This is a genomic window from Streptomyces sp. NPDC036822, assembly GCF_055609145.1.
In genome coordinates, this window is sequence record NZ_JBVJPY010000006.1 from 1 (window position 1) to 21,062 (window position 21,062).

Annotated in this window: 12 protein-coding genes; 2 read left to right on the forward strand and 10 right to left on the reverse strand. The window is 72.7% G+C overall.

The annotated features are described in order from the left end of the window. Nucleotides 1-845: 845 nt before the first annotated feature. From ACZ68P_RS15755 to ACZ68P_RS15780, 6 genes are all read right to left on the reverse strand, one after another. Entirely contained in the window at nt 846-2,660 is a 1,815-nt protein-coding gene (locus tag ACZ68P_RS15755) for a GMC oxidoreductase (protein ID WP_471006402.1), read from the reverse strand. Between the two features lie 41 nt (nt 2,661-2,701). After that, a complete protein-coding gene (locus ACZ68P_RS15760) occupies nt 2,702-4,363 on the reverse strand; it encodes a succinic semialdehyde dehydrogenase (RefSeq protein ID WP_471006404.1) in 1,662 nt (553 codons plus the stop codon). Nucleotides 4,364-4,516: 153 nt separating this feature from the next. Further along, entirely contained in the window at nt 4,517-6,220 is a 1,704-nt protein-coding gene (locus tag ACZ68P_RS15765; protein ID WP_471006406.1) for a serine/threonine-protein kinase, read from the reverse strand. Nucleotides 6,221-6,454: 234 nt separating this feature from the next. After that, nucleotides 6,455-9,475 (reverse strand): protein kinase, encoded by a 3,021-nt coding sequence (locus ACZ68P_RS15770; protein WP_471006409.1) that lies wholly within the window; start codon nt 9,473-9,475, stop codon nt 6,455-6,457. Nucleotides 9,476-9,639: 164 nt separating this feature from the next. Beyond that, nucleotides 9,640-12,138, reverse strand: coding sequence for a serine/threonine-protein kinase (locus ACZ68P_RS15775; protein ID WP_471006411.1), 2,499 nt, complete (start codon nt 12,136-12,138; stop codon nt 9,640-9,642). A 407-nt stretch (nt 12,139-12,545) separates the two neighbouring features. Next, nucleotides 12,546-14,252: a glycerol-3-phosphate dehydrogenase/oxidase gene (locus tag ACZ68P_RS15780; protein WP_471006413.1), complete on the reverse strand. Its 1,707-nt coding sequence runs from the start codon at nt 14,250-14,252 to the stop codon at nt 12,546-12,548. 225 nt (nt 14,253-14,477) lie between these two features. On the opposite strand from ACZ68P_RS15780, the gene ACZ68P_RS15785 reads away from it, so the two are divergent. Then, nucleotides 14,478-15,719: a nucleotide sugar dehydrogenase gene (locus tag ACZ68P_RS15785; protein WP_471006414.1), complete on the forward strand. Its 1,242-nt coding sequence runs from the start codon at nt 14,478-14,480 to the stop codon at nt 15,717-15,719. A 146-nt stretch (nt 15,720-15,865) separates the two neighbouring features. Here ACZ68P_RS15785 and ACZ68P_RS15790 read toward each other — a convergent pair whose 3' ends face one another. The 4 genes from ACZ68P_RS15790 to ACZ68P_RS15805 form a co-directional block, all read right to left on the reverse strand. Next, nucleotides 15,866-16,990: a GuaB3 family IMP dehydrogenase-related protein gene (locus ACZ68P_RS15790; protein WP_030211425.1), complete on the reverse strand. Its 1,125-nt coding sequence runs from the start codon at nt 16,988-16,990 to the stop codon at nt 15,866-15,868. Nucleotides 16,991-17,095: 105 nt separating this feature from the next. Further along, entirely contained in the window at nt 17,096-18,598 is a 1,503-nt protein-coding gene (gene guaB, locus ACZ68P_RS15795; RefSeq protein WP_471006416.1) for an IMP dehydrogenase, read from the reverse strand. A 140-nt stretch (nt 18,599-18,738) separates the two neighbouring features. Continuing rightward, a complete protein-coding gene (locus tag ACZ68P_RS15800; protein WP_365718579.1) occupies nt 18,739-19,341 on the reverse strand; it encodes a sigma-70 family RNA polymerase sigma factor in 603 nt (200 codons plus the stop codon). A gap of 290 nt (nt 19,342-19,631) precedes the next feature. Continuing rightward, nucleotides 19,632-20,243, reverse strand: a complete 612-nt coding sequence (locus ACZ68P_RS15805) for a response regulator transcription factor (protein WP_003948568.1) — start codon at nt 20,241-20,243, stop codon at nt 19,632-19,634. 448 nt (nt 20,244-20,691) lie between these two features. On the opposite strand from ACZ68P_RS15805, the gene ACZ68P_RS15810 reads away from it, so the two are divergent. Next, nucleotides 20,692-21,030: a WhiB family transcriptional regulator gene (locus ACZ68P_RS15810; RefSeq protein WP_471006418.1), complete on the forward strand. Its 339-nt coding sequence runs from the start codon at nt 20,692-20,694 to the stop codon at nt 21,028-21,030. The last annotated feature ends 32 nt before the right edge of the window (nt 21,031-21,062 follow it).

The window sequence follows — 21,062 nt, forward strand, 5'->3', positions numbered from 1 at the left end:
AAAGGGGGCGAGTGAGGCGAAGGGCGCGCGGGTGTCGAAAGGGAGAACGCGCACAGGCCGCGAGGAACGAGCGGCCGAGCACGATCGACCGTCGACACCCGCACAAAGCGCCCGGAGGCGAACCGAGCCCCCAAAGAAGGTGGCGGGCGGCCGACCCGCGGGGGCGGGGTGACGGACCTGAGTTCGGACCGCCTCTCACCCGTACGGCGCGTGACCGGCTCCCGCTCCCCTTCGTTGGTCCCGGTGTCCGTGTCATCCAGGGGCGGGCCCGAAGAAACCACGCGTGGCTCCGCTGGGGCGTGTGGCGTACCACTGGTACGTCGTGGGACCTCGCTCCAGCGCGCGTGACCGGACGGCAGGGGACAGCAGCCCGGTCACCCGAAAGGGCGGTCGGCCCCGGGGACGCCCGGGGCCGACCGCAACCGGTCCGGCGGACGCGGCCGCGTCCGCCCGCACGATGCGAGACGACCCCTCCTCCCCGTCCTTCCTCCGAGTCCCTCTCCCACCGCGGCGCACCCCCCGGCGCCGCTGCCCCCTCGGCACCGCCGCTGCCCTGACACCGGTGCCGACCCCAAGGGCCCCACCGCGCGATCGGCATCGCGTGGTGGGGCCCTTGCCGTGCGTACGGCCGTACCGTCACCGGCCCCGGGCCGGCCGCCGGAGGGACGAGGCAGCGGACGTGACGCGCGTCACACAGGAGATTTCGTGACCCGCTACAACCAAACCCGTCGGTCGCGGGTCATGCATGCAGCACCACCCAGAAGCTGGAGAGGCGCTGCACTCGGAGGGGGGTGCAGCGCCTCTTCCATGTCCGGGCCGGTGTCCGGTACCCGCGTCCGCTCCGGCTACACCTTCTTCGGCGGGACCGCGGGGATGCCAAGGAACGGCAGGTTCAGCGCGCCGAAGGCGTCCGCCGGGACCGTCGGGGCCTTCGGGGCGATCGGCGCGAGACGGACGTACGCCTCACCCTGGGGCGGGCGCGGGTCCTCCTCGCCCTTGTTCGGCCAGAAGGACATGGCGCGCTCCGCCTGGGCCGTGATCGTCAGCGAGGGATTGACGCCGAGATTGGCGGAGACCGCCGCTCCGTCGACGACCGAGATGCCCGGGTGGCCGTAGAGACGGTGGTACGGGTCGATGACACCGGACTCGGCGTCCGCGCCGATCGGGCAGCCGCCGAGGAAGTGGGCCGTCAAGGGGGTGCCCATCAGCTCGCCGATGTTGGAGCCGGCGAAGCCGTTGATCTCCTCCGCGAGCAGGGTCGCGGCCCGGGTCGCCTCGGGGATCTGGGTCGGGTTCGGCGCGCCGTGGCCCTGGCGTGCGGTGAGCAGGCCCTTTCCGATGCCGCCGGGCTTGCGGTACGTCGTCAGCGAGTTGTCCAGGGACTGCATGACGAGGCCGATGATCGTCCGCTCGGACCAGCGGCGGTTGGACAGCGCGCGGACGGCCAGGGTCGGGTGCTTGACCATCTGCAGGAGCCAGTTCCGTACCCGGTGGGCGCCGTAGGGCACCTGGAGGACGGTCATGCCGCCCATGGCGTTGGACCCCTTGCCGTAGCGGACCGGCTCGATGTGGGTGTTCTCGTCCGGGTGGATCGAGGAGGTGATCGCGACCCCGCGGGTGAAGTCGACCTTCTGCGCGCCGTGCTTCCTGCGGTAGCGCCGGTCGGTGGTCTGCGAGCCGACCAGCGCCTCGGAGTTGGTGCGGGTCAGCTCGCCGAGCCGGGTCGAGAGGCGGGGCAGCAGCCCGGTGTCCTTCATCCGGTGCAGCAGGGTCTGCGTGCCGTACGTGCCGGCCGCGACGACCACCCGCCGGGCCGTGAACGTCCGGCCCTTGCCCTTCCTCCTGTTGTCCGTCGGCAGCGTCCTGACGGCGAACCCACCCCGCGAGTCCTCGGTGACCGCGACCACCGACGTCATCGGGTGGACGACGGCGCCGGCCTTCTCGGCGAGGTGGAGGTAGTTCTCGTTGAGGGTGTTCTTGGCGCCGTGGCGACAGCCGGTCATGCACTCGCCGCATTCGGCGCACGCCCTGCGGGACGGGCCGGCGCCGCCGAAGTACGGGTCGGGCACCTCCTGGCCCGGCTTCGCCCGACGGGTGCCGTCGGCGTCGTCCCCGTCCCCGAAGAAGACGCCGACCGGCGCCATGTGGAAGGTGTCGCCGATGCCCATGGCCTCCGCGGTCGCCTTCAGGTGCACGTCCGACGGGGTCGTCGTCGGATTCAGGCGCACCCCGAGCATCCGCTTGGCCTGGTCGTAGTACGGCGCCAGCTCGTCGCGCCAGTCGGTGATGGCCTTCCACTGCGGGTCGTCGAAGAACGGCGGCGGCGGGACGTAGAGGGTGTTGGCGTAGTTGAGCGAACCGCCGCCGACCCCGGCGCCCGCGAGCACCATGACGTTGCCCAGCAGGTGGATGCGCTGGATGCCGTACAGGCCGAGGGCCGGGGCCCAGAGGAAGTTCTTCAGGTCCCAAGAGTTCTTCGGCAGGGTCTCGCGGGTGAAGCGGCGGCCGGCCTCCAGGACCCCCACGCGGTAGCCCTTCTCGGTCAGCCGCAGGGCCGTGACCGAGCCGCCGAAGCCGGAGCCGACGACGACGACGTCGTAGTCGTACGCCGAGTCCAGGTCGTCGTCGTCCTGATTCCGGGCAGGGGGTACCGCGGTCATGGCTCTCCTCGTACGGATAAGGGGCGGGAACGGGCAGGGCGTCAGCGCAGGCGCAGGGCCTTCATCGCCTTCAGGGACGCGCTCATGAACGCGGCGTACTTCTCGTCGTCCATCCCGAAGGACGGCGCGAGCGGGATCAGCCGCTGCTGGGCGACGGTCTGGGCCTCGGTGAACTTGAGGATGCCCTCCGAGCCGTGGCGCCGGCCGAGACCGGAGTCCTTCATGCCGCCCATCGGGGCCTGGACGCTGCCGTAGGCGGGGGCGTACCCCTCGTTGATGTTGACCGTGCCGGTGCGCAGCCGAGCCGCGATGGCGTGGCCGCGCCGGGCGTCCTTCGTCCACACCGAGGAGTTGAGGCCGTACGGCGTGCCGTTGGCCAGGTCGACGACCTCGTCCTCGTCCGAGAAGCGGTAGATCGAGACGACCGGGCCGAAGGTCTCCTCGGTGCAGACGGCCATCGGCGCCTCGACGCCGTCGAGGATGGTCGGCTCGTAGAACAGGGGGCCGATGTCGGGCCGGGCGACGCCGCCCGCGACGAGCTTCGCGCCCTTGGCGACGGCCTCCTCGACGTGCCGGGTGACGGTGTCCAGCTGCCGGTCGCTGACGAGGGAGCCCATGTCGGCGCCGTACGCCAGGGAGTTGCCGAGCCGCATCGCCTTCGTACGGGCGGCGAACCGGGCGACGAAGTCGTCGGCGACCGACTCGTGGACGTACAGCCGCTCGATGGAGATGCAGAGCTGTCCGGCCGAGGAGAAGCAGGCGCGGACGGCGCCGGCGGCCGCCTTCTCGACGTCGGCGTCTTTCAGGACGAGCATGGCGTTCTTGCCGCCCAGTTCGAGCGTGACGCCGACGAGGCGGGCGGCGGCACCCTGCGCGACCTCGCGCCCGGTGCGGGTGGAGCCGGTGAAGGAGACGTAGTCCGCGTGCCTGACGATCTCGGGGCCGACCACCGGGCCCTCGCCGAGCACGACCTGGAAGACCTCGGCCGGGAGCCCGGCCTCGATCAGCAGGTCGCGGGCCCACAGGGCGGTGAGGGCGGTCTCGGTGTCCGGCTTCATCACCACGGCGTTGCCGGCGACGAAGGCGGGCAGGGCGTCGCCGACGGAGAGTTCCAGCGGGTAGTTCCACGGGGCGATCTGGCCGATCACACCGCGGGGCTGGCGCAGCTCGGTGACCTTGGTGAGGGTGGGGACGACGCCGGTGTGGTGCTTGGGGCGCAGGTACGAGGGGGCCTTGCGGCCGTAGTGGCGGGCGGCGACGGCGACCGCCTGGACCTCCTCGTGCGCGTGCAGGCGTGCCTTGCCCGTCTCCAGCTGGATGAGGTCGAGCACCTCGGCCTGCCGCTGGAGGACCAGGTCGTGGAACCGGAGCAGGACGGCGGCGCGGGCCCTGACGGGGGTCCCGGCCCAGGCGCCCTGCGCGGCGCGGGCGCGCGCGAAGGCCTCCAGGACGTCCTCGGGGGTGGACTCGGGCAGCTCGGCCAGCTTCTCCCCGGTGAAGGGGGTGTGGTTCGCGGTGCGGCCGGAGCCGACGACTCCGCGGGTGAGCTGGGCGACCACCTCGGGCGTGACGACGTCGGCGGCGGTCCGGGCACCCGCGGGCGCGGGCGCGACCGGGTTGGTCCCGGTACCGGAGGCGGTCGGCGCGGGGGCGGCGGTCCGGAGGGAGGAAGCCGTGGCGGTGGAAGCCTTCGAGTCCGTCATGAGGGCGAGAGTAGGCCGCAATCCGGCCTTTGGGTACCCGTCGGTAATACGTTTTCACCGACCGCGCACAACAGCGCCAGTGATCACTGGCACATAAGCGCTGATCAGCGGCTTACCGCCGCTGAAGGGCGTTCCCGACTTTTTCCGCGCGGCTCAGGCGCCGGGCGCGCGCCAGTGCTTGAGAACGATGTCGAACTGCTGCCGCGTGGTCTCCCAGCTGTCCACCGGCGAGGACATGTAGATCGCGTACTCCGTGCCGTCGTCCGCGTAGTAGAACTGGTCGATGGCGCGGCGCGGGCCGGGGAAGTTCTTCCGCTCGGTCCAGGTGAACTCCCACAGACAGGACCGCACCTGATCGCGGTAGGTGTTCTGCTTGAGCAGGATCTTCCGGTAGTCCGGCAGCCGGTCCCGTACGTCGTTCTCCAGGCTCTGCACGTGCGCGTACGGGTTCTCGAAGTCGGGGCTGTCGTCCACGCTGATCCGGATGCGGTGGCGGCCGTTGTCGGGCGTGTAGTCGATCTGGTCGCCGTCCGTCTGCCGCTTCCAGCCCTTGGGGACGAGCAGGCTGAAGCCCTCGGGGTCCTCCACCCGGTGCCAGCCCGCCGGGATCCCGTTCTTCGCGGGTGCCACGGAGGTGGCGCTCTGCTCCGCGGCGCGGCGGTCGGCGTCGCCCCCGGCGGAGTAGTGCATGGCGGCGAACACGGCCCCGCCCGCGACAAGACCCGCGAGCACGGCGGCCAGGACCGCCGTACGCCACCGTCCGCGGCTCCGCGCGGGCGCGGGCAGCGGAACGTCGGGGAGGGTGGAGGTGGAACCGGCGACCGGGCCCGTGCGCGACGGATGCGCCGGTTGGGGCTGCCGGCCCGGGCGGGACCGGTGGGCCGACTCGGGTTCCGCCGGGGGCGGGGACACCGGCAACGCGGTGGTGGCGGCGGTCAGCTCCTCCCGCACCACCCGCTGCGTGGGGACGTACGCCTGCGCCGCCTGCGACGGGCGGCCCTCCATGGCGTCGAGCAGCATCCGCTCGGCCTCGTCCGCGCGCGGCCGGTGCGCCGGGTCCTTGCGGAGCAGGGCGACGATGACCGGGGCCAGCGCCCCCGCCTTCGCCGGAGGCGCGGGCTCCTCCGTCACCACCGCCTGCATGGTGCTGATCGGGGAGGTCCGCCGGAACGGCGAGGTGCCCTCCACCGCCGTGTACAGCGTCGCGCCCAGCGACCACAGGTCGGAGGCGGGTCCCGGATCGCCGCCCCGTACCCGCTCCGGCGCGAGGTAGTCGATGGAGCCGACCAGTTCACCGGTACGCGTGATCGTCGAGTCGCCTTCGATCGCCGCGATCCCGAAGTCGGTGAGCAGGACCCGGCCGTCGCGGGCCAGCAGGACGTTTCCGGGCTTCACGTCCCGGTGCAGCACCCCCGCCGCGTGCGCGGCGCGCAGGGCTCCGAGGACGTGCAGCCCGATCCTGGCCGCCTCGCGGGGGTCGATCGTGCCCGTCTCCTTCGCGGCATCGGCGAGGGACGGCCCGTCGACGTACTGCATGACGATCCAGGGCCTGGCGTCGTGCTCCAGCACGTCGTGGACGGTGACGACGCCCGGATGCGTGATCCGGGCCGCGGCGCGGGCCTCCTTCTGCGTACGGGCGTGCAGCACGAGGCGGTCGGCTTCGGCGACGAACCGACCCGCCGTCAACTCCTTGACGGCCACGATCCGGTGCAGCACCTCGTCATGGGCGCGCCAGACCTTGCCCATGCCGCCGCGGCCGATGGTCTCGCCCAGCCGGTAGCGTCCGGCCAGCAGGAGGCCCTCCCCCGTGTCCGCCCCGGTCCCGGACCCCGCGCCTGCGTTCTGAGAATGTTCCACTTGTCCCCGCCCCGTTCCTTCGTAGGCCAGATTACGGAGACCGCGCGGGCTGCGGAACCTCGGGGCGGGCAACGGAACATCCTTGTGACCGGGCCCCGCAGGCGGTGTCGCCGCCCTCGCCGCCCGTGGAACCCTCCGCCGCTCGGCGGACACCCGGCCGGACGCCTCGTGCGGGGGTCCCGGGCCGGCGCGGGGTTCAGCACGTCGCGCGAGGGTCCCGGGCCGGCGCGGGGTTCAGCGCGTCGCGCGATAGACCTTCACGGCCTGGTCGTAGATCTCGGACACCTTGTCCCTTTCGTTCTCCGGGCCGATGACCTGCACCACGTGGTACCGGCCGCGCTCGATCAGGGCGAGGTTGCGGACGAACACCATCCGGCCGGTGCTGTCCTGCCAGGTGAACTCGCCGACCGCCATGGCCTGTCGGCCGACGTCGATGCGGCGCAGCCCGGAGGCGCTGGACCAGGAGGAGTCTCGCCAGGGCTGGAGCTCCCGCTCCTTGGTGCGCTGGTACGCCATCGGGTCCGAGCCGTTGGCCTGCACCGTGTCCCGGCCGGGCACCACGATCAGGGTGAAGTCTCCCCCGGTGTAGCGGACTTGTCCCGCGTCGTTGATCGGGCTGCGCCGCCAGCCGTCGGCGACGCCGATCTGGAAGCCCTCGGGGTCGGTGCGCAGTCCGTACCCCGCCGCGAGGCCGGCGGCGGGCGGGGTGGTGGCGGCCGGCGGGGACGTACGGCCGGGCGTGGCACCGGGCTTCGGGGTGGGCTTCGTGCCGGGCGCACCGGTCGTCGGAGCGGGGTCCTTCGACGGAGTGGAGGGCTCGGCGGACCGTCCGCCGGTCTGTCCGGCCGACCGTTGACCGCCGGCGCCCTCCTTGGGCATGAACATCACGGCGTACGCGACGGTTCCGCCGAGCAGCAGCAGGATCAGCAGCAGGAGCGTCCGGCCGAGGGAGCGGGGGGACCGCGGGGCGCCCGACGCCTTCGGGGCACGGGCCGCCTTGGGGGCGCGCGGCGCCCGCTGCGGGAGCTCCTCGTGGAACCCCTCCTGCGGGAACTCGTGGCGCGGGCCCGGACGGGCGGTGCGGCCGGACCCCCGCAGCTCAGGGGCCGGGCCGGGCCGGGCGGGCTGCTTGCCCTTCCGGTGACGGTGACGGCCGCCGGCCGCGGCGGCGCGTCGCCTGCGCACCAGTTCGCCGCGGCGGCGCACGACGGGCAGCCGCGTGGCGTCGAAGGACGGCAGGGGCACGACGCCCACGCCGGCCTCCGGCTCCGGGGCCGACCGGACCAGGGAGCGCAGCCAGCCGCGCAGTTCCTCGAAGTCGGGGCGCTCGGTGGGGTCCTGCCGCAGCAGGGACTCCACGACGGGGCGCAGGGGTCCGCACTCCTCGGCGAAGGCCGGCGGCTCGGCGCAGACGAGCTGGACGAGTTCGGCGGCGCTGTCCTCCGGGTACGGGGCATGGCCCTGGACGGCCCGGTACAGCAGCGCGCCGAGCGCCCAGAGGTCGGTGACGGGGCCGATGGGCGGTGCCAGGCGCCAGTTCTCGTGGACCGGCGCCGCCTGCTCGGGGGCCCAGCGCTCGGTGACGGCGCCGACGACGGCGATCCGCGTCTGGCGGGCCCGCTCGGCGTCGAGACGGGTGGCGGGGCCGCGGTACCGGTGCGCGGCACCGCTCTCGTCCGCCCCGGCCTCGTCGTCCCAGCCACCGGAGCCCCGTGCGGGTACGGGGGCGGGGGCCTGCGCCGGGGCGTAGCCGGCCGGGAGAGCCGGGCGGCCGGAGCCCGGAAGCACCTGCCGCGCGCCGGGGCCCGAGCCGCCGGCGGGAATCGGTCCCGCACCGTCGCGCGAGGCGTGCGGACCGTCGCTCCAGGAGCCGGTGAGCAGCGCCCGCGGCGGCCGGCCGCCGTCGCCGTACCCGCCACGCCGGTCCTCGTCGTCGTCCTCGTCGTCCTCGTCGTCCACGGCCTGGGACCACCAGCGCGGCTCGGGACCGAGGCCCTGCGCGGGGACGGGCGTGGGGTAGGCGGGCAGGGCGGGGGCGCCGCCCCGGCCCGGTCCGAGGTCGCGATCAGGGTCGAGGGAGGGGTCGTGAGGCGCCTCGCCGAGGGAGCCGCGGGAGGGGCCGGGGCCATGGGGCCGGTTCCGGTCCTGGCCGACGGCGGGGTCGGTACCGGAAGCGGGATCGGCGGCGGGGTCGGCGGAGTCCGTGGCGGGGTCGGCGGGGTCGGGCGCGGGGCCCCGGCGCCCGGCCGGAAGGGCCCCGGCCTCGCCGATCCGGGCGGCGGCACGGGCTCCCGCCCGGTAGGCGGCGATCGCGCCCGCGCGGGCCGCCCGTACGTCGGCGGCCGGGCTCGCGGCCGGAGGGCCGGGCTCCTCGGGCGTATCGCTCCCTCGGGGCGGGTACGGCTCGATCTCCGTACGCGCGCGGGCTCCGGGAACGACCGCGCCCGGGCCCGGGTGCTCGGCGACCGCGGGCAGGTGCGGGCCTTCCGAAGGCCCCTGCTCCGCGGAAGGGCCCTGCTCCGGCCACTCGGTCCCGCCGGAGGGCTCGGGGTGGACGGAGTACCCGGGATCGGCCGGGAACCCGGGCTCGGCGGTGCGTCCGGGCTCGGCGTCGTAACCCCGGCCGTCCTCCTCGGGCGCCGGCACCGGGGCATAGCCGCACAGGGCTTCCTCCGCCGCGCCCGCCGCGAGCCCGGTCAGCACCACGCGCCCGTCGTCGCAGACGAGCACCGTTCGCGGGGTGATGTTCCGGTGGGTCCAGCCGTGGGCGTGCAGCGCCCGCAGGGCGGTGAGGACGTCGGCCCCGATCTCCGCCGCCCGGTAGGGGTTGAGGTGGCCCTCGGCGAGGAGCGCCGCCAGCGGCCTGGCCGCCACCAGTTCACTCACTATCCACAACGACCCCGCCTCGGCGAACACGTCGAAGACCTGGTCGAGCCGGGGGTGGTCGGGGATCTGGGCGGCGGCCTGCGCCGCCTCGACGGCCCGCCGCACGGCGGGGTCGGCCGGACGCCGGGTGGCCCGCCCCTCGCCCCGGTGCGGCGCGAACCCGCCGCCGTGGCCTCCGTACCCGTCACCCGCCGTGTCGCCGTCGAGGAACTCGGCGTCGACGACCTCCGGCAGCGGCACCTGACGGACCACCACCTCCTGGCCGCTGTAGGTGTCGAAGGCGCGCGTCTCCACCAGGTCGAGGGCGTCCGAGGGCGCGAGCGGCAGGCGGTAGCGGTCGGCGAGCACCCTGCCCGCGTAGTCCTCCACGACGCCTCCCCACCGAGCGCGCTGTCCCCCGGGTTCCGTCCGCCCTCGGAGACCTCACGGACTCCAAGGGCGTACGTAACCGTCAATTCCGGTCAAGTCCCGCACTGTTATCGGCTCTGTCCGAATGCGTACGGTCCACGGCCACTCACGATACGTGCCGCGGGTCAGTCCTTGGGGCTGAACGTGGCGAACGCCGTATCCCGCAGCGTCTTGCACTCCGCGGCGTTCCACGCGTCCGCCCTGCAGCTGATCATGATCGAGTAACCGCGCTTGGCGTCCACCTTGAAACCCCGGTTCAGTATCCGTACCCGGATCCCGCTCTGGTTGCGCTCGAACTCCCAGTCGGCGACCGTCGGATAGCCCTTGTACGAGACGGTCCTGATGCCGATGTGGCGGTAGCCGTTGCTCGTCGCGGACACTCCCGCCACCGCGCCGGCCCAGGCGCTGGCCGCGTCGTCCTTCGGGCTGCCGTTGAAGTCGACCTGGACGCGAGGGAAGCCGCCGTTCGCGTTGAATATCCCGCCGGAGTTCACACCGGCGATCGCGTTCAGCTTGAAGGACGACGGCATCGCCATGCTGAAGTGGAAGCGGTCGTTGGTCACCATGGTGTAGCCGGCGGGCAGTTGCGCGCCGCCCGTACCCGGGGTGCCCGTGCCGGGCTTCCCGGACGGCGTTCCGCTCTGCTCACCCGTGCCGCCCGGCTGGTCGCCGCCCTCCTGGCCGGGGTCGCTCGGCGTCTGGCCCTGGCCCTGGGTCTGGGCCTGCTCGTCGCCGCTGCCGGCCGTGGCGCCGGCGGAGGTCACCTTGTCGCCGGTGCCCTTGCCGCCGCTCTGGCCGCCCTTCGTGTCGTCGCCGCTCAGTGCGACGGTCAGGATGGTGGCGAGCAACGCCACGACCACGACCGCGGCGATGATCACGAGGGTGCGGCGGGGAACGACGTCCGTCAGCGACGCCCGGGCCGGGGAGGGCCTGCCGGGGCCCTGGACCGCGGCGGGCCGCGCGGTCGCGGCCGCCTTCTGGTCGGGCTTAGCCACGGCGGCGTTGCGCACGGACTTCAGCGCCCCGCGCAGACGCTCGGCGGCCGCGTCGCCCGTCGACCTGCCGGTGGCGGCCTTGCCGGTGGTGGCGGGGCCGAACGGCGGCTCCGGGGGAACCGGCGGCAGCGGGACGACCCGGGTCGCCTCCGGTGAGTGCTCGGGCTCCACCACGGGTGCGGGCGCGTCGAGCACGGCCCGCAGCAGCACCCGGGCTCCCGCGTCGTCGAGCCGCTGCGCGGGGTCCTTGGCGAGCAGGCCGTAGATGACCTTCTCCAGGAGCGGGCCCGCGTTCTTCGGCGGGTCGACGGGTTCGGTCATCACGGCGGTGAGCGTCGCGATCGCGGAACCCTTGTCGTACGGCGGGCTGCCCTCGACGCTGGCGTACAGCAGTCCGCCCAGCGACCACATGTCGGCGGCCGGTCCGGGCTTGTGGCCGCGGGCCCGCTCGGGCGAGATGTACGAGGGGGCGCCCACGAGCATGCCGGTGGAGGTGATCGACGGATCGCCCTCGACCTGGGCGATGCCGAAGTCGGTGAGGACGACCCGGCCGTCGTCGGCGATCAGCACGTTCGACGGCTTCACGTCACGGTGCAGGATGCCCTCGCGGTGCGCGGAGCGCAGCACGTCGAGGATCGCGAGACCGACCTCGGCGGCGCGGTGGGGAGTGAGCGTGCCGTCCTCGCGGACGGCGTCGGCGAGGGACTTGCCCTCGATCAGCTCCATGACGATCCACGGCCGGTCGTCCTCGTCGACGACGTCGTAGACGGTCACGGCGCCGTTGTTACGGATCCGGGCGATGGCCTTGGCCTCGCGCAGGGTCCGGGTGATGAGGCGCCGCTTCTCTTCCTCGTCGATGCTGTTCGGGAAGCGCAGCTCCTTGACGGCGACGGTCCGTCCGAGCGTCTCGTCGACCGCCCGCCACACCGTGCCCATGCCGCCGCGTCCGAGCACTCCGCCGAGGCGGTAGCGCCCGGCCAGCAGGCTGCCCTCGACCGTCGCGCCGACACTCTGCGGCTTCGCGGACCGCCCGGCTCCGCCGGTCTTCCTGAACCCCTGTCCTCCGCCGGAGGTCTTCGGCGTCGCCGGAGAAGCGGGCGCGGCGGCGGCCGGCGCGCTCCGGACCGGCGTGGCAACGCCCGGCTCGGCATCGCTCGGCTCGGCCTCGACCGGCTCGGCCTCGACCGGCTTGCCATCCGTCGGCGCGGGGCCGGCCGGCTCGGCACGACCCGGCGCGGGGTCCGCGGCGTCGCCGCGCCCGGCGGCGGCCACGGGGGCCGCGTCCGCCGGCTCGGCGTCGGCCGTGGTCGTCCGCGGGGCGACCCCCGCCTCGCCCTTCGGCTTCGGGTCCACCCCGTCCTCACGCACCGCCGGTGCCGGCACCATGCCCGCCGTACCCGCGCCCGCGCCCGCGCCCGAACCCGTGGTCCCGTGCGTACCCGCGCCCGCGCCCGAACCCGTGGCCTCGTCCGTACCCGCGCCCGTGTCCGTACGCGTGCCGGGTTCGGTGTCCGGCTTCGCCTCACGCGCCGCTGGAACCACACCCCGGTCGCCGTCGGTTCCGGCACCCGCGCCGGCGTCCCGCCGAGGGTCCCGCGCCGTGCCCCGCGACTGCTCCGCCTCCGACATGCGTCCCCTCTGCGATCCCTGATCTTCGCCCGCGCCTGCCGCTTCCCGCGCGATGCGGTAACCCGCCCTGGAAGAGAGCCCATTGTCTCTCACGCCGGGACCCATGCTGCTCCGGGGTCCGCAGTCCGAGAGGGCCGCCCCGGGGGGCGGCACTCCCACCATGCCACCCGACGCCCCGCCGCCCCTCCGAGGTTCCCCGGACCTGTGGACAGGATCGCGCGTGGACGCCCCAACAGACCAGAGCGCGCGCCGTGTTCACTCCCCCTTCGGACGTTCCGTCAGATCGCACCCCGGTCCGGACCCCGGACGCGCTCCCGACCGGGACTCGACCAGGACTCGACCGGACGCCGGACCGGGACTCACATGCGGGACTCGGACCGGGCCCCGGTCAGGCTCCGGACGGCGACTCAGATCGGGACGATGTCCGGCGCGCCGAGCCGCGCCGCGTCCGCCGTCAGGTCGTCCGGCTGCCGCTGCGACTCGCGCTCCGCCTCCACCCGCTTCTCGTAGTGCGCCACCTCCTTCTCGATCTGGCGGGCGTCCCAGCCGAGGACCGGCGCCATCAGCTCCGCGCACTCACGGGCACTGAGGGTCCCCCGGTCGAAGGTCTCGATCGAGATGCGGGTGCGCCGGGTGAGGACGTCGTCCAGATGCCGGGCCCCCTCGTGCGAGGCGGCGTACACGATCTCGGCCCGCAGATAGTCGTCGGCGGCCGCCAGCGGCTCTCCGAGGCTGGGGTCGGCGGCGATCAGCTCCAGGACCTCTTCCGTCAGGGAGCCGTAGCGGTTGAGCAGATGCTCGACCCGCACCACGTGGAGCCCGGTCCGCGCCGCGATCCTGGCCCGTGCGTTCCACAGCGCCTTGTAGCCCTCGGCGCCGAGGAGGGGGATGTCCTCGGTGACGCACGCGGCGACCCGCTGGTCGAGCGCGTGCACGGCTTCGTCCACGGCGTCCTTGGCCATCACCCGGTAGGTGGTGTACTTGCCGCCGGCCACGACGACCAGGCCCGGCACCGGATGGGCGACGGTGTGCTCCCGGGAGAGCTTGCTCGTGGCGTCCGACTCCCCCGCGAGCAGCGGGCGCAGCCCGGCGTACACGCCCTGGACGTCGTCCCGGCCGAGCGGGACCGCGAGGACGCTGTTGACGTGTTCGAGGAGGTAGTCGATATCGGCGCTGGAGGCTGCCGGGTGGGCCTTGTCGAGGTCCCAGTCGGTGTCCGTGGTGCCCACGATCCAGTGCCGTCCCCAGGGGATGACGAACAGGACCGACTTCTCGGTCCGCAGGATCAGTCCGCTGGTCGAGTGGATCCGGTCCTTGGGCACCACCAGATGGATGCCCTTCGACGCCCGCACATGGAACTGGCCCCGCTCCCCGATGAGCGCCTGGGTGTCGTCCGTCCACACCCCGGTGGCGTTCACGATCTGCTTGGCGCGGATCTCGTACTCACCGCCGCCTTCGACGTCCTTGACCCGGGCGCCGACCACGCGCTCGCCCTCGCGCAGGAAGCCGATCACCCGCGCCCGGCTGGCGGCCTGCGCGCCGTAGCTCGCGGCGGTCCGCACCAGGGCGGCCACGAAGCGGGCGTCGTCCATCTGGGCGTCGTAGTACTGCAACGCGCCGACCAGGGCGTCCTTCTTCAGACAAGGCGCCACACGCAGGGCGTGGCGGCGGGAGAGGTGCCGGTGGACGGGAAGGCCGCGGCCGTGACCCGAGGAGACCGACATGGCGTCGTACAGCGCGACGCCCGAGCCGGCGTAGAACCGCTCCCAGCCCTTGTGCCGCAAGGGATAGAGGAAGGGAACGGGCTTGACCAGGTGCGGGGCGATCCGCTCCAGGAGCAGCCCGCGCTCCTTGAGCGCCTCCCGGACCAGCGCGAAGTCGAGCATCTCCAGATACCGCAGGCCGCCGTGGATCAGCTTGCTCGACCGGCTGGAGGTGCCGGACGCCCAGTCGCGCGCCTCCACGATGCCGGTCGAGAGTCCTCTCGTGACCGCGTCGAGGGCGGTGCCGGCGCCGACGACACCGGCGCCCACGACCAGTACGTCCAGTTCACGCTCGGCCATCGCCGCGAGCGCTTCCGCGCGCTCGGCGGGCCCCAGTGCCGCTGTCCTCACCGCTGCCTCCCGTCGTCCCCCCGAGTGGTCGGGCTCACAGACTCGATTCTGTCCCCGCCCTCCGACTTCAGCCACCGCCTGTGGATAACACTCGGCGACCTTCGGCCACCCAATGCCACATATCGGTCATATTTACGCCTAGTCTGACATTGCACTCGCCCCGTTCTGTCCACAGGGCTTGCGCATCTCGTCCCCTCCGGCTACTGGGAAGGACGGCCCACCTTCATGCCCGCTGATCTCGCCGTCATCGGCCTCGGCCACCACGGACTCCCCCTCGCCCAGGCCGCCGTCGCCGCCGGCGTCGACACCATCGGCTACGACACCGATCCCCGCCCGGTCGCCGAACTCGCCGCGGGCCGTCCGCCCGTCGACGGCTCGCTCTCCGCGTCGGAGATCCGCCGGATGCTCTCGGGGGGCTTCCGGCCCACCACCAACCCCGCCGAACTCGGCCGGGTCCGTACGGCCGTCATCTGCGCCCCGACCCCCCTCGGCCCCGACCGGGCCCTCGACCTGGCCACGGTCGCCGACGCGGCACGGGCCCTGTCCGGGAGGCTGCGCCCGCACACCACCGTCCTGCTCGAGTCGCCGGTCCCCCCGGGCACCACCGAGGGCCTGCTGCGCGAGCTCCTCGAAGAGGGCTCGGGTCTGCGCGCGGGCCGCGACTTCCACCTCGCCTACTCCCCCGGCCGCCTCGACCCCGGCAGCCGCACCCACGGCTTCACCGCGACCCCCAAGGTCATCGGCGGCCTCACCCCCGCCTGCACGGAGTCCGCCGCCGCCTTCTACGGCCGGCTCACGGACAAGGTCGTACGCGCGCGGGGACCGCGCGAGGCCGAGACGGTCAAGCTCCTGGAGACCAACTTCCGACACGTCAACATCGCCCTCGTCAACGAGATGGCGGTCCTCTGCCACGAGCTCGGGGTCGACCTCTGGGACGTCATCCGCTGCGCCGAGACCAAGCCCTTCGGCTTCCAGGCTTTCCGCCCGGGCCCCGGCGTGGGCGGCCACGGCGTCCCCGTCGACACGGTGGGGACCCACCGCCCGCTGCGTCTGGTGGAACTGGCGGGCCAGGTCAACGAACGCATGCCGCAGTACGTCATCCAGCGCTGCGCCACCCTGCTGAACGAGCACGGCAAGTCGGCGCGCGGAGCCCGGGTGCTTCTGCTGGGCATCACGTACAAACCCGATCTCGCCGACCGCGAGGGCTCCCCCGCCGACGAGATCGCGCGCCGGCTGATGGATCTGGGAGCCGTGGTGAGCTACCACGACCCCCACGTGCCGGACTGGCGCGTTCGTGAAGTGCCCGTCCCGCGCGCCGACTCCCTCTACGAGGCGGCCGCCCACGCCGATCTGACGGTCCTCCTCCAGCACCACCGCACCTACGACCTCCAGGGCCTGGCGGTGAAGGCCCAGCTCCTCCTGGACACCCGCGGCGCCACACCGGCGGGCGCCGCCCACCGTCTCTGACGGCCCTCCACACAGGCCACCCCGCAGACGGGCAGGGGCCCCGCACCATCCGGTGCGGGGCCCCTGCCCGTCATTTGCCGAACGCCGTCGTCGGCGCCCGTCCGCGTGCCGCGCGAAAATAGGCGCGTGTACGGCTTACACGCCGGTCAGCGCTTGTGCTGCGCGTCCGCGACCGTGACCTCGACGCGCTGGAACTCCTTGAGCTCGCTGTAGCCGGTGGTGGCCATGGCACGGCGCAGGGCGCCGAAGAAGTTCATCGAGCCGTCCGGGATGTGCGACGGACCCGCGAGGATCTCCTCGGTGGTGCCGACGATGCCCAGGTCGACCAGCTTGCCGCGCGGCACGTCCTCGTGGACGGCCTCCATGCCCCAGTGGTGACCCTTGCCGGGCGCGTCCGTGGCGCGGGCCAGCGGGGACCCGATCATCACCGAGTCGGCGCCGCAGGCGATCGCCTTCGGCAGGTCGCCCGACCAGCCCACGCCGCCGTCGGCGATGACGTGGACGTAACGGCCGCCGGACTCGTCCATGTAGTCACGGCGCGCCGCGGCCACGTCGGCGACCGCGGTCGCCATCGGGACCTGGATGCCGAGGACGTTGCGCGTGGTGTGCGCCGCGCCGCCGCCGAAGCCGACGAGGACACCCGCCGCGCCGGTGCGCATCAGGTGCAGGGCCGCGGTGTACGTGGCGCAGCCGCCGACGATGACCGGGACGTCGAGCTCGTAGATGAACTGCTTGAGGTTCAGCGGCTCGGCCGCGCCCGAGACGTGCTCGGCGGAGACCGTCGTGCCGCGGATGACGAAGATGTCCACCCCGGCGTCGACGACGGCCTTGGAGAACTGCGCGGTGCGCTGCGGGGAGAGCGCGGCGGCGGTGACCACACCCGAGTCGCGCACCTCCTTGATCCGCTGCCCGATCAGCTCCTCCTTGATCGGGGCGGCGTAGATCTCCTGCAGACGGCGGGTCGCGGTCGCCTCGTCCAGCTCGGCGATCTCGTCGAGCAGCGGCTGCGGGTCCTCGTACCGGGTCCACAGACCCTCGAGGTTCAGCACGCCCAGGCCGCCCAGCTCGCCGATGCGGATGGCGGTCTGCGGCGAGACGACCGAGTCCATGGGGGCGGCCAGGAAGGGGAGCTCGAAGCGGTAGGCGTCGATCTGCCAGGCGATCGAGACCTCCTTCGGGTCCCGGGTGCGCCGGCTCGGGACGACGGCGATGTCGTCGAACGCGTACGCCCTGCGGCCGCGCTTGCCGCGCCCGATCTCGATCTCAGTCACGATGTGTGGCCTTTCCCTCTACGTCTGCGCCTACCAGTATCCCCGACACAGGCAGGAGGGGCGGTTCCGGCCACATACCGGAACCGCCCCTCACCCGCCGTGCGGTTACTTCCTGCTGTAGTTCGGCGCCTCGACCGTCATCTGGATGTCGTGCGGGTGGCTCTCCTTGAGACCCGCCGAGGTGATCCGCACGAACCGGCCGTTCGCCTGGAGCTCGGGCACCGTGCGGCCGCCGACGTAGAACATCGACTGGCGCAGGCCGCCGACCAGCTGGTGGACGACCGCGGAGAGCGGGCCGCGGTAGGGCACCTGGCCCTCGATGCCCTCGGGCACGAGCTTCTCGTCGGAGGCCACGCCCTCCTGGAAGTAGCGGTCCTTGGAGAAGGAACGCTGCTCGCCGCGGGTCTGCATCGCGCCGAGCGACCCCATGCCGCGGTACGACTTGAACTGCTTGCCGTTGATGAACAGCAGCTCGCCGGGGGACTCCTCGCAGCCCGCGAGCAGCGAGCCGAGCATCACCGTGTCGGCGCCGGCGACCAGGGCCTTGGCGATGTCGCCGGAGTACTGCAGGCCGCCGTCGCCGATGACCGGGACGCCGGCCGCCTTGGCGGCGAGCGAGGCTTCGTAGATGGCGGTGACCTGCGGGACGCCGATACCGGCCACGACGCGCGTGGTGCAGATGGAGCCCGGGCCGACACCGACCTTGATGCCGTCGACACCGGCGTCGATCAGCGCCTGGGCGCCGTCGCGGGTGGCGACGTTGCCGCCGATGACGTCGACGGAGGCGTTCGACTTGATCTTGGCGACCATCTCGCCGACGAGGCGGGAGTGGCCGTGCGCGGTGTCGACGACGATGAAGTCGACGCCGGCCTCGATCAGGGCCTGGGCGCGCTCGAACGCGTCCCCGGCGACGCCGACGGCCGCGCCGACGAGCAGGCGGCCTTCCTTGTCCTTGGCCGCGTGCGGGTACTTCTCGGCCTTCACGAAGTCCTTGACCGTGATGAGGCCCTTGAGGACGCCCGCGTCGTCGACCAGCGGCAGCTTCTCGATCTTGTGGCGGCGCAGCAGCTCCATGGCGTCCACGCCGGAGATGCCGACCTTGCCGGTGACCAGCGGCATCGGGGTCATGACCTCGCGCACCTGACGGCTGCGGTCCGACTCGAAGGCCATGTCGCGGTTGGTGACGATGCCGAGGAGCTTGCCCGCCCGGTCCGTCACCGGGACGCCGCTGATGCGGAACTTGGCGCAGATCGCGTCGGCCTCGCCGAGCGTCGCGTCCGGGTGGACCGTGATCGGGTCGGTGACCATGCCGGACTCGGAGCGCTTCACGAGGTCGACCTGGTTGGCCTGGTCGGCGATGGAGAGGTTGCGGTGCAGGACGCCCACACCGCCCTGCCGCGCCATGGCGATGGCCATGCGGGACTCGGTGACCTTGTCCATCGCGGCGGAGAGCAGCGGGATGTTCACCCGCACGTTCTTCGAGATGTACGAGGAGGTGTCGATCTGGTCGGGCGCCATGTCGGACGCGCCCGGCAGCAGCAGCACGTCGTCGTAGGTCAGCCCGAGCGTCGCGAATTTCTCGGGCACTCCGTCGACGTAGACAGTCATGACACCTTCCCCAAATGGTCTTGATCGGTGCGGATGTCCATGCTAACGGCCTACAAGGGTGTCTCATTCCACGATCAAGATCACCGGGAAGCTTTGTACGTTCATACGTGTACGTGAGGGCCACCGGCCCTCGGCGACCCTTACTGCTCGGCCAGGGCCCGCAGCCGGCTGAGGGCGCGGTGCTGGGCGACCCGTACGGCGCCCGGCGACATCCCCAGCATCTGGCCCGTCTCCTCGGCCGTCAGGCCGACCGCCACCCGGAGGACGAGCAGCTCGCGCTGGTTCTCCGGCAGATTGGCGAGGAGCTTCTTGGCCCATTCGGCGTCGTCGCTGAGCAGCGCGCGCTCCTCTGGACCGAGCGAGTCGTCGGGCCGCTCCGGCATCTCGTCGGACGGCACGGCCGTCGAGCCCGGGTGCCGCATCGCGGCCCGCTGCAGGTCGGCGACCTTGTGACCGGCGATGGCGAAGACGAAGGCCTCGAACGGCCTGCCCGTGTCCTTGTAGCGCGGCAGCGCCATCAGGACGGCGACGCAGACCTCCTGCGCGAGGTCCTCGACGAAGTGGCGAGCATCACCCGGCAGCCGGTTCAGCCGGGTGCGGCAATAGCGGAGGGCCAGAGGGTGCACACGCGCCAGCAGGTCGTGCGTCGCGCGCTGGTCACCCTCGACGGCGCGGTGGACGAGAGCACCGATCTCCCCCTGCCCCACGGGCATGGGTGACCCCACGGTCTCGTCGTCGCGCATCGCTCCATGGTGCCTTGACGCCTGAGGATCCGTGGCACCGCGTCCGTAGTTGTGCACCGAAGCGTTATGAGCAGGTGCGCCGGAACTCATCTCCTGCGCCCTCCCCTCCCGCTCGATCGACTCGTCCCCGAGGAACTCCACATCTCAAGGATGCGGCATCCCGCGCGTTACTGACACAAGCCGCCCCGTCCGCCGGTGGCGGACGGGGATGCGACCGGCCGCTCAGGGCCCTGGAGCGCGATCCGAAAGCAGCGCCGGCGGGCGGCCGGGCAGGGCTTTCGACACACGTCCTAGCGGACCAGGCCCCACCGGAAGCCGAGGGCCACCGCGTGCGCCCGGTCCGAGGCGCCCAGCTTCTTGAACAGACGCCGGGCGTGCGTCTTGACGGTGTCCTCCGAGAGGAAGAGCTCGCGCCCGATCTCCGCGTTGGACCGGCCGTGGCTCATGCCCTCGAGCACCTGGATCTCGCGCGCGGTGAGGGTGGGCGCCGCGCCCATCTCGGCCGAGCGCAGCCGGCGCGGGGCGAGCCGCCACGTCGGGTCGGCGAGGGCCTGGGTGACCGTGGCCCGCAGCTCGGCGCGCGAGGCGTCCTTGTGCAGATAGCCACGGGCGCCGGCGGCGACGGCGAGCGCCACGCCGTCCAGGTCCTCGGCGACGGTGAGCATGATGATGCGGGCGCCGGGGTCCGCGGACAGCAGCCGGCGGACGGTCTCCACGCCGCCCAGACCGGGCATGCGTACGTCCATCAGAATCAGGTCCGAGCGGTCCGCGCCCCAGCGGCGGAGTACTTCCTCGCCGTTGGCCGCGGTGGTCACGCGCTCGACGCCGGGCACGGTCGCGACCGCGCGGCGAAGAGCCTCTCGGGCAAGCGGGGAGTCGTCGCAGACGAGGACGGATGTCATGGCCGCCCTCCGCAGCTGATGCGCGTCACCTTGAGCCTCCAGGGCTGGTACGTATCGTCACCTGTGCGGTTGACGCCCTCGGACATCTGCCCGAGCGCTTGTTCCTTCAACCGCCTCCGCACTCTCAACGACGGTCACTCGAAAGAGTTACGGGTCGGACGGCCGCCTTCAGCACTCTATGTAAGGGCGCGTGCGCGGAGCAGAGTCCCGCAGGTCATCCGTCCTCCGCTGGAAGCTATGCCCCATTTAGCGGGTTTTCTTCCCTTTTTGTGGTGTCTGTGGCTAGATTCGCAATGAGTCATATTTACATCTACTTAGACAGTAGTTGTACGGTCGGATCGAACCCGCGAGAGCGGGTACCCGAGACCCCTGGGGGGCGAAGGGCCCCCGCGCAGCCATCAACCCGCCCACCAATCCGTTTCGACACGGTTTCAAGGGGACAAGCGCAATGGCAGATTTCTCCCGCCTTCCCGGACCCAACGCCGATCTGTGGGACTGGCAACTGCTCGCGGCCTGCCGCGGCGTGGACAGCTCCCTGTTCTTCCACCCCGAGGGAGAGCGCGGCGCGGCACGGAGTGCGCGTGAGAACTCGGCGAAAGAGGTCTGCATGCGGTGCCCGGTACGCGCCGAGTGCGCGGCACACGCACTCGCCGTGCGGGAGCCCTACGGCGTCTGGGGCGGCCTCACCGAGGACGAACGCGAAGAGCTCATGGGACGAGCCCGCAACCGCCTGATCGCGACATCGGCGGCATCGGCATCCAGTTCGGCAGGCGCGGGGCGCGCCTGAAGGAACGTTTCTGCACACACGGGAGCCGGGGA

Coding starts and splice junctions, on each gene's coding strand:
- ACZ68P_RS15755 (WP_471006402.1), bottom strand. CDS start 2,660: ATGACCGCGGTACCCCCTGCCCGGAATCAGGACGACGACGACCTGGAC.
- ACZ68P_RS15760 (WP_471006404.1), bottom strand. CDS start 4,363: ATGACGGACTCGAAGGCTTCCACCGCCACGGCTTCCTCCCTCCGGACC.
- ACZ68P_RS15775 (WP_471006411.1), bottom strand. CDS start 12,138: ATGTCGGAGGCGGAGCAGTCGCGGGGCACGGCGCGGGACCCTCGGCGG.
- ACZ68P_RS15785 (WP_471006414.1), top strand. CDS start 14,478: ATGCCCGCTGATCTCGCCGTCATCGGCCTCGGCCACCACGGACTCCCC.
- guaB (WP_471006416.1), bottom strand. CDS start 18,598: ATGACTGTCTACGTCGACGGAGTGCCCGAGAAATTCGCGACGCTCGGG.
- ACZ68P_RS15800 (WP_365718579.1), bottom strand. CDS start 19,341: ATGCGCGACGACGAGACCGTGGGGTCACCCATGCCCGTGGGGCAGGGG.
- ACZ68P_RS15805 (WP_003948568.1), bottom strand. CDS start 20,243: ATGACATCCGTCCTCGTCTGCGACGACTCCCCGCTTGCCCGAGAGGCT.
- ACZ68P_RS15810 (WP_471006418.1), top strand. CDS start 20,692: ATGGCAGATTTCTCCCGCCTTCCCGGACCCAACGCCGATCTGTGGGAC.